The organism is Acidimicrobiia bacterium, from assembly GCA_035471805.1.
GTDB lineage: Bacteria > Actinomycetota > Acidimicrobiia > Spongiisociales > JAHEDJ01 > JAHEDJ01.
Genome location: DATIPS010000022.1, coordinates 25,698 through 35,427, shown reverse-complemented (window position 1 = coordinate 35,427; position 9,730 = coordinate 25,698). Strand labels below are relative to the sequence as shown.

8 protein-coding genes are annotated in these 9,730 nt (G+C 62.8%); 7 read left to right on the top strand and 1 reads right to left on the bottom strand.

The window, feature by feature from the left end; all coding sequences use genetic code 11:
- The coding region (locus tag VLT15_04685; GenBank protein ID HSR44512.1) for an SdrD B-like domain-containing protein at positions 1-1,063 on the top strand (1,063 nt) is incomplete at its 5' end.
- Between the two features lie 562 nt (positions 1,064-1,625).
- Here VLT15_04685 and VLT15_04680 read toward each other — a convergent pair.
- Positions 1,626-1,808 carry a hypothetical protein gene (locus VLT15_04680; GenBank protein HSR44511.1) on the bottom strand — a complete coding sequence of 61 codons (183 nt, stop codon included), beginning with the start codon at positions 1,806-1,808 and terminating at the stop codon, positions 1,626-1,628.
- A 1-nt stretch (position 1,809) separates the two neighbouring features.
- On the opposite strand from VLT15_04680, the gene VLT15_04675 reads away from it, so the two are divergent.
- The 6 genes from VLT15_04675 to VLT15_04650 all read left to right on the top strand — a co-directional run bounded on the left by VLT15_04675 (position 1,810) and on the right by VLT15_04650 (position 9,725).
- Positions 1,810-2,448 carry an SdrD B-like domain-containing protein gene (locus VLT15_04675; protein HSR44510.1) on the top strand — a complete coding sequence of 213 codons (639 nt, stop codon included), beginning with the start codon at positions 1,810-1,812 and terminating at the stop codon, positions 2,446-2,448.
- A gap of 164 nt (positions 2,449-2,612) precedes the next feature.
- Positions 2,613-3,689 (top strand): SdrD B-like domain-containing protein, encoded by a 1,077-nt coding sequence (locus VLT15_04670; protein HSR44509.1) that lies wholly within the window; start codon positions 2,613-2,615, stop codon positions 3,687-3,689.
- Positions 3,690-4,052: 363 nt separating this feature from the next.
- Positions 4,053-6,650: a valine--tRNA ligase gene (locus tag VLT15_04665; GenBank protein HSR44508.1), complete on the top strand. Its 2,598-nt coding sequence runs from the start codon at positions 4,053-4,055 to the stop codon at positions 6,648-6,650.
- 6 nt (positions 6,651-6,656) lie between these two features.
- Entirely contained in the window at positions 6,657-7,976 is a 1,320-nt protein-coding gene (locus tag VLT15_04660; GenBank protein ID HSR44507.1) for a folylpolyglutamate synthase/dihydrofolate synthase family protein, read from the top strand.
- A gap of 175 nt (positions 7,977-8,151) precedes the next feature.
- Positions 8,152-8,556, top strand: a complete 405-nt coding sequence (ndk, locus tag VLT15_04655) for a nucleoside-diphosphate kinase (protein HSR44506.1) — start codon at positions 8,152-8,154, stop codon at positions 8,554-8,556.
- A gap of 137 nt (positions 8,557-8,693) precedes the next feature.
- A complete protein-coding gene (locus VLT15_04650) occupies positions 8,694-9,725 on the top strand; it encodes a rod shape-determining protein (protein HSR44505.1) in 1,032 nt (343 codons plus the stop codon).
- Positions 9,726-9,730: the final 5 nt, after the last annotated feature.

Sequence of the window (9,730 nt, the reverse complement as noted above, 5' to 3'; positions counted from 1 at the left end):
TGGTGGTTCGTATGGTCCTTACTCGGCTTCGACGGTTGTGGATCTTGAGCCTGGTGCGTACTCGTGGACGGCGGTTGCTGAAGATGGGTTCGAGTTCACTGGAGATTCTTCTGGCAGCTTCGATGTTGGTGAATGTGAGTCTGCGGTGGATATCGAGAAGTCAACCAACGGGCAGGATGCAGACAACCCGACCGGTCCACGGCTTCTCGTGGGCAGCACCGTCATCTGGGAATATGTGGTTCGCAACCTCGGGGATGTTGAACTGACCGACATTGAGGTGTCCGACGATCAGGAGATTGAAGTGTCGTGCCCGAAGACCACGCTGGTGGCTGGCGAGTCGATGACGTGCTCGGCCAGTGGAACGGCCACCTCGGGCCAGTACGCCAACATCGGTACGGTCACAGGGTGGGCGCCGGATAAGACTCAGGTTAGAGACTCCGATCCTTCCCACTACTTCGGGTACTCAGCTTCGACGACAACGACTACGGCCGCACCGGCTCTTGGCGGCATCGGGAACCTGGTTTGGGAAGACCGGAATGCCAACGGTGTCCAGGATCCTGGCGAGCCCGGCGTGGCCGGGGTTACCGTCAGGCTTTACAACGCAGTCACCGATGCGCTCGTCGCCACCCAGGTGACGGATGCAAACGGCAACTATCTGTTCGAGAATCTGCAGCCGGGCGACTACTACCTGGTGTTCATTCTCCCGGAAGCCGACGATCTCTTCGTCGTGCCGAACGCTGGAGTGGATCCCGGGTTGGACTCTGACGCCGACAACACGACGAACGTCAGCCGCACACCGGTGATCAAGGTGCTCGGCAATGTGATCGACAACACCTGGGATGCCGGCATTGTTTACGTTGCCGTCGGTGGTGTTCAGATCACCACGACCACTCCGGAGACGCTGCCGTTCACCGGCTCCGACTTCGGTGAGGCCGGTTTGGCCGGTATCGCTCTGGCGCTGGTCGCGCTGGGTGGCGTGGCTCTGATGGCAGTGCGCCGTCGGGAAGAAGAAGTCGTGACCGCGGCAGAAGCCGGGTCCGACCTGGGTTGGGACGTGGAGTAACCCTCCCCGTTCCCTCAATCCGACTTGGGCCCTGGAGCAATCCGGGGCCTAAGTCGCGAAATTCATACTTTTTTACGTTGAGTGGTTTCTCCCATCTTGTGGTACGTTCGGCCAGGCCCCTTTGGGGCCAAGGGCTAATGGGAGGCCCCGCCGCGTGATGGTGCACCTTCGTGCTCTCGTGCGCCCGGGCCGCCTCGAAGGAAGTGAACGTGAACATTTCGGACGCCGTCGTCCGGCGACTCGCCGGGGCGTGGCTGGTGGTTTTGCTCTTACTCTCCGGCGTGCTGTTGCTGGAAGAGCCTTTTGCCGCCCCGGCAGGTGCCGTCGAGCAGTCAAACCCTCTCTATCCGACGGTGGACTGCGGGGGAGAGTGGCATTGGGTTCACAACCAGACCGAGAGTACCTCCGGCACGCTGACCGCCACTTTCGCTAGAGCCGGGGTCGTTTCTGCGACCGCCTGGTGGAATGGAACCGTCCTTCATTACGACATCCAGCTGGCTGCGGGTGACACTCTTCTGAGCGCCCGGGACGATGTTGCCGACGGCAAGCTGTTGCTGTCGCACTACCCCCGCTGCGACACCTCGACCTCTTCGAGCAGCAGCACGTCTTCGTCGTCGTCCAGCAGTTCGAGCTCGAGCAGTTCTTCATCCTCGAGCTCTTCTTCGAGCTCGTCGTCCAGCAGCTCCAGCTCCTCTTCTTCCAGTAGCACCTCTTCGACATCCTCGACGTCGACGACCTCCAGCACCGTGGCGGACCTGCTCGGCGAGATCGGCGACTATGTCTGGTTCGATCTCGATCTAGACGGCCGGCAAGACACCGAAGAGCGGGGTGTGGCCGGCGTGGTCGTCAACCTCTACCTGGCCGGGTCGGAGACGAAGATCTCGTCGACGAAGACCGATGGCGACGGCTACTACCTGTTCCCCGATCTCCCGGCCGGTACCTACTTCGTCGAGTTCATCGTCTCGACGCTTCCGCTTCGCTACGTCATCACCGATCAGGACGTTGCGCCCGATCATCTCGACAGTGACGGTGACGAAGTCACGGGGCGGACGATCGACATCGATCTCGACGCCGGGGAGGTCGATCACACCTGGGACCTCGGGATCTATGTCCTGGATGTATCGGAGTCGACCATCGTCTCGACGGTGACGACGAACCCGCCGGGAAGCAGCCCTGCTACGACGATCCCGTCGTCCGACACGACGAGCCCGACGTTGCCGTTCACCGGAGTCGCGGGCGAGGCTACTGCCGGGGTCGCGTTCGTCATGGTGATTCTCGGGACGGTCCTGCTGTTGTTGCTTCAACGTCGGGAGAGGGAGATCGCCGCTCCCGCCGGAAAGCGGTCGACAATGGTCTGGGATGGGGACGTCCTCCGCTGGTCTTAGCCGTCTGCGAACGGGGATCTAGGACAATCGGCCCATTGTCATCTGTCACGCAGAGTGAGACGATGGTGACTGATAGGGCGGCCGAGAGCCTCGACCCGAGATCGGTCACCGGGGTCGTTGGGAGCCAATGGTGAGACCGGCCTGCATTCACCAAGGAGGTGGACATGCGGAACGGTTTCCGTCGAGCCTTCGGAATCTTGCTTCTCTGTCTTCTCTTGATCGGGCTCGGACTGCTCGTCGTGCCCGCCCCAGAAGCAGAAGCGGCCGCCGTCGAACCGACACTGGTCGAGGGCAATGCCACCTGCGGCTCTCTCGATTCGACCTGGGTCGAGTTTCACAAGGTCGAACCCGTGACGGATGGTGGCGTCTGGCCTGCCGGCGATGCGGAGATGCGCGTCGCCTGGGATGCCTATGTGACTGATGGTGGTCAGGCAATCGCTTGGACGGCTTCATTCCCGATAATGGGTGTATTCGTGAAAGGGGGCCCTGGAGGCAACCTGTACCGCTATGCCTCGGGGTCGGTGGGAGACCAGCTCCTACACGCACCGGAAAACAGCAGCGGCGGATGGGCCGGTCTGAGCCACGTCTCCTTCTGCTACCTGCAGACACCACCAACGACGCCGACACTACCGCCGCCAACGGAACCGACAACACCACCCTCGCAACCGACGGTCACTCCACCGCCGACGCCGCCGCGCTCCTTGCTCGGTGAGATTGGCGACTTCGTGTGGGAAGACGCGGACGGCGACGGCATCCAGGAGCCGGGGGAGAAGGGCGTGAAAGGAGTTGTGGTCAATCTGCTCCAGAGCGGGTTGGTCGTAGCCCAAACGGTCACAGACGATGCCGGCAAGTACTTGTTCGGCGGGCTTCTTGCAGGAGAATACGAAGTCCAGTTCGTGTTGCCCGCCGGATTCGAGTTCACAAGGCTGCACGAACCGGACGACGATGCCGTGGACTCGGACGCCGCTCCGGCTACCGGAAGGACCGGGCCGATCTCGCTCTCGGCCGGCGAGAGGGACCACACTTGGGACGCAGGCATCGTCAGGCCCGCGCAAGTCCTGCCGCAGGTGGTGACCACCGCAGCGACCGTGGTTGAGACCTTGCCGTTCACCGGTCCACCGGACGTCCCCGGCCTGGCCGGCCTGGCGACGGCCATTGCCGCTCTGGGAGGTATGGCGGTCCTGTCGATCACACGCAAGGAGGATCAGCCGATCAGCGGCTGGTCGAGGAGGCTGCCGTAGCTCGATACCCTGCTCGGAGACGGGGGCCGCCGGCTGGCGGGAGAGCGAAGGAAGCCAAGATTGGCGAGACCGGGTTCTGCGTTTCCTCCCCCGGCGTTGGACGGGGGAGGTGCTTTCGCCGTAAGGCGAAAGCGGAGGGGGCAATCGCAACGATGCCCCTCCCGCCCTGATCCTTCGGATCAGGCATTCCCCCACTTCGTGCGGTGAGGATGCAAACGCATTCCTTCCCCGCGTCACATGGGGGAGGGTGTTTTCGCCGTCGGGCGAAAGCGGAGGGCACCAAGACCCGGCTCATCTCAATAGCGGCACGACTCCGCCGCGGGCTTCGTACAATGGCGGCTCGCGATCGAGATGAAGGGCGCAATGGAAGCAACCTACGACCCGAAAGCCGTAGAGGCTCACTGGTACGACCGGTGGGAGCAGTCCGGTGTGTTCCGCCCTGAGCACAATCCCGATGGCGAACCCTTCTGCATCGTCATCCCCCCTCCGAACGTCACCGGATCGCTGCACATGGGCCACGCACTCAATCACACGATCCACGATGTGATCATCAGGCGCCGCCGGATGCAGGGGTACGCCGCCCTCTGGCTGCCGGGAACCGACCATGCAGGAATTGCCACTCAGAACGTCGTCGAACGCGAAATGGCTCAGGAAGGGCTGACCCGCCACGATGTCGGCCGCGCCGCGTTCGTCGAACAGGTGTGGGAGTGGAAACGCCGCTTCGGGAACCGGATCTCGCTGCAGATGCGGGCCCTCGGCGATTCGGTGGACTGGACGCGGGAACGATTCACGATGGACGACGGCCTGTCCCGGGCCGTGCGAGAGGTCTTCGTCCGGCTCTACGAAGAAGGTCTCATCTATCGCGGAAATCGGATCATCAACTGGTGTCCCCGCTGTGGTACCGCCCTGGCTGAAATCGAGGTCGAATACGACGACGAGAAGGGCGAACTCGCCCACATCAACTACCCGTTCGTCGATGGCGGCGGTGGAATCACAGTGGCCACCACCCGGGCCGAGACGATGCTCGGAGACACGGCCGTCGCCGTTCACCCCGACGATGAGCGCTACCGCCACTTGATAGGCAAGAAAGTCCTACTTCCGCTCATCGAGCGTGAGATTCCGATAATCGCCGACGAGTTCGTCGATCGGGATTTCGGCACCGGTGCCGTGAAGGTGACGCCGGCGCATGATCCGAACGACTTCGATATGGGCCAGCGGCATGACTTGCCGACGGTCAAGATCCTCGACGAGCGAGCCGTCATTACCGAGGCCGGTGGCGACTTCTACGGTATGGACCGGTTCGAAGCCCGCGAAGCCGTCAAACACGAACTCCACAAACGCGGTCACCTCGAGAAGGTCGAGGCCCACGACCATTCGGTCGGGCACTGCTATCGCTGTTCGACGGTGGTTGAGCCGTACTTGTCCCTCCAGTGGTTCGTCAAGGTCCGGCCCCTCACCGAACCGGCCATCGACACCGTTCGGGCCGGAAACATGCGCTTCGTCCCCAAGCGGTGGGAGAAGAACTACTTCCACTGGATGGAGAATCTGCGGGATTGGTGCATCAGCCGACAGATCTGGTGGGGCCACCGGATTCCTGCCTGGTACTGCGCGGTCTGCGGCGAGACCATCGTGGCGAAGGAGGACCCGACCGGCTGCACGAACTGCGGTGGTGCCGAACTGCAGCAGGACAACGACGTGCTCGACACCTGGTTCTCGTCGGCTCTCTGGCCCTTCTCAACGCTGGGATGGCCGGACGAAACTGCCGACCTGGAGAAGTTCTATCCGAACTCCGTTCTGATCACCGGGTTCGACATCATCTACTTCTGGGTAGCCCGCATGATGCAAATGGGAATCCACTTCATGGACGGTGTTCCGTTCGCAGACACCGTCATCCACGGCCTCGTTCGTGATTCGATCGGGCGGAAGATGTCGAAATCTATCGGTAACGCCATAGATCCCCTCGACGTGATCGACGAGCACGGCGCCGATCCGCTCCGCCTTGCGCTGATTCAATCTGCGGCGCCCGGGCACGACGTTCCTTTCGACATGGAATGGGTCGTCGGTACTCGCAAGTTCGGCAACAAGCTGTGGAACGCGGTGCGGTTCGCCTTGCAGCACATCGAGGGCGGGTCTGTACCGGCCGAGGGAGGCTATCCCGACGAACCCGGACCGGCGGATCGCTGGATCCTGGGACGCCTCGATGAAGTACAACGAAGGTTCGACGAGTTGGCCGATGAGTACAGGTTCTCCGATGCGTTCGCCCTTCTCTACAACTTCGCCTGGTCCGAGGTTTTCGATTGGTATTTGGAGATGTCCAAGCTGCCCCTGCGCGACGCCGGTCGCGCCACTCCGACCCGTCAGACTCTCGGCGTCGTCTTGCGGGACGTGCTCAAGCTGTTCCATCCCGCCATCCCTTTCCTGACCGAGGAGCTGTGGTCGGAACTCGTGGGCGGTGAGTACATCGCCGGGTCGTCGTGGCCGGAACCCCCCTCCATCGACTCACCTCCGAACATCGAGACGTTCCAGGAACTCGTCACCGGCATCCGCAGGTTCCGGGCGGAACACGGCCTCGGCCCCCGGTCCGAACTGGCGGTCAAGCTCCTCGATCCGGGCGGCGTGGTGGAAGATTGGTGGCCCGAACAACTCGAGTCACTGGTCGCCGTCGCCGCTGAGCCGACAGAGGTCGCTCCGGCCACCGGCCACACACGGGTCGTCGCCGGGGACCTCCAGGCATTCATTCCTCTCGAAGGAGTGATAGACATCGATGCGGAGCGCGGCCGACTCCTCAAGGCCGTCGCCGTCACGTCGAACGACCTGGAGCAGGCCGAGAAGAAGCTCGCCAATCCCGGGTTTCGCGATCGGGCTCCGGTCGAGATCGTCGCCAAGGAAGAAGGCAAGGCCGCCGAGTTCCGCGCCCGACTGGACAAGTTGCAGGCTCAACTGTCGGAACTCGAGTCGTAGCAAGAGATGAACTACCAGGAAGCCGTCGACTATCTCGACGCTCACATCGGACAAGGAATGCGGCCGGGGCTGGATCGGATACGTGGCCTGGCGGAGATGATGGGCGATCCTCAGCTTGCCTATCCGGTGATTCACATAACGGGGAGCAACGGCAAGACATCGACCTCGCGAATGATCACCTCCCTGCTGGTTGCCCATGGGCTGAGGGTCGGCACATTCACCTCTCCACATCTCGAGAAGATCGAGGAACGGTTCTCCCTCGACGGGGTCCCGGCAACGCCCGGGGAGTTCGCACAAGCAGTCGCGGACATTCGGCCCTTCGTCGAGTTGTATGAAGAGCGTACCGGCGCCACGCCTACCTATTTCGAGCTGACTGCTGCGCTGGCCTTCTCGTTCTTTGCAACCAACGCCGTCGACGTGGCAGTGATCGAAGTGGGCCTGGGCGGCCGGCTCGACGCCACAAATGCCGTTGACGGGAAGGTTGCCGTGATCACCGGCATAGCGCTCGAACATACCGCCTGGTTGGGGAACTCGCTGGAAGAGATCGCCGCGGAGAAGCTGGCGATAGCCAAGGAATCGTCCCGGCTGGTGACAGGGCGACTGCCCGAGTCGATTCTGGAGCAGGCATCAGAACACGCGAAGGAACTCGGTATCTCGCACAGGCGGCTGGGAGCGGAGTTCCACCCCGAGTTCGTCACGATGGCAGTCGGCGGGTGGGCCGGTTCGATCAGCGGCATCTACGAAACCTACGAGGACCTCTATCTGCCGCTCCACGGCAAGTTCCAGTTCGACAATCTGGCGGTGGCCGTCGCAGCCGTCGAGGAACTGACCGGCAGGTCGTTGGATCCCGAGGCCGTCCGGGCGGGCGTCGCGGCGGTCACATCGCCGGGGAGAATGGAGGTCATCGGGCGCCGGCCGTTGATCCTCCTCGACGGAGCGCACAACCCGCAGGCCTGTGAACTGCTGGCAGAAGCCATCGATACGGAGTTCTTTCAGACGGAATGGGTTCTGGTAGTTGGCGCCATGGGGGACAAGGATCTCGAAGCGATGTTGCGGCAATTCGAGGGTCAGGTCGTATCGGTGGTCGCCACCTCAGTCGATTATGAGCGCGCCGTCCCGGCCGAAGCAGTGGCGAAGGTGGCGGCCGAGGTCTTCGACGTTCCGGTGGAGTCGGTCCCCGGTGTCCCGCCCGCCCTGGAAGCCGCCCGCCGGCTGGCAGGCCGGGACGGGTCGATCCTGGTCACCGGTTCGCTTTACGTGGTGGGCGAGGCGCGCAGCGCGCTGATGGGGTCACCGGGCGGCGGCATCAACTCGACGAACCCTTAGGCGGCCGGCGAAGAGCCTCCGGCCTCGCATTGGCGACGATCGAATCTGGTTCTCAGAATCAGGGCGCTCGACGCGCTCGGGTACTCACGGCGAATCCATCCAACCGATGGGCCGGAGGCCGGAGGCGGTCCCTCTGCCGCTACCATCCCGGGCTGTTTCAAAGGAGATCTGGAAAGTGGCACACGAAAACACATTCATCATGGTGAAACCTGATGGCGTCGCGCGGGGACTGGTCGGCGAGGTCATCAGCAGGTTCGAGCGGAAGGGCCTGCGCCTGGAGAAGATTCGCAGCCTGACGATCGACGAGGCGATGGCCCGGGTGCACTACGGCGAACACGTCGACAAGCCGTTCTTCGGGGAACTGGTTGAGTTCATCACCAGCGGGCCCGTAGTTGCCATGGAATGGTCCGGTGAGTCGGCGGTTTCGGTCGCCCGCACCCTGATGGGCGCAACCGATCCCAAGCAGGCCGCACCCGGGACGATCCGCGGAGATCTCGGCCTGATCGTGACCAACAACATCGTGCACGGCTCGGATTCCATCGAAAGCGCGGAGCGGGAGCTTGAGATCTTCTTCGGTTGACGATGCCGGTTCCAGGTTCTGTGTTCCCGGTTCCGGACTCACCCGGAACCGGCAACCCGGAACCGGACGACTATCGGGTGGGAAAAACCTCAACCGGGAACTATCCTTGCCGTTCCATCCCCTAGCCAAGGCCATACGTGGCTGAAACCCTTTTTGCATTCGCCGGCCAGGACATGGCCATCGATCTGGGCACCGCGAACACGCTGGTGTACGTACGTAATGTCGGGATAGTGCTCAACGAGCCTTCCGTCGTTGCGATAAACGTGCGGGACAACCGTGCGCTGGCCGTCGGGATGGAAGCGAAGCGGATGATCGGGCGGACGCCCTCCAACATTCAGGCGATCCGTCCGCTGCGTGACGGCGTGATCGCCGACTTCGACGTTACCGAGAAGATGTTGCGGTACTTCATCCAGAAAGTCCACCGTCGCAAATGGGCGAGGCCGCGGATCGTGATCTGTGTCCCCAGCGGCATCACGCCCGTCGAGCGACGGGCCGTCGAGGAGGCCGCCTATCACGCCGGTGCCAGAAGGGCATACACGATCGAAGAGCCGATGGCTGCTGCAATCGGGTCGGGGCTCCCGATTCACGAGCCGTCCGGATCGATGGTGGTCGACGTCGGTGGAGGCACCACCGAGGTCGCGGTCATCTCCCTGGGCGGGATCGTCGTTTCGCGTAGTATCCGGGTCGGCGGAGACGAACACGACGAGGCGATAGTCGATTGGGTGAAGAAGGAGTACAACCTGCTGCTCGGCGAGCGCACCGCCGAACAGCTGAAGATGGCAATCGGATCGGCCTACCCGTATCCGGACGAACCGTCGGCTGAGGTTCGGGGCCGTGATCTCGTCACCGGCCTGCCCAAGACGATTGTGTTGAGCAGTCCCGAAGTCCGGGAAGCGATCGAGGAGCCGGTACAAGTCATCGTCGACGCGGTCAAGTACACCCTCGACAAGACACCGCCGGAACTGGCGGCCGACATCATGGAGAGAGGCATCGTCCTGACCGGCGGCGGCGCGCTGTTGCGGGGTCTCGATGAGAGAATCGCATTCGAGACCGGAATGCCGATCATCACCGCGGATCGTCCACTCCAGTCCGTAGTTCTGGGTTCCGGCAAATGCCTCGAAGAGTTCGATGTGTTGCAGGGGGTCCTGGTCTCGTCAAGCCGCCCGTGATCGTC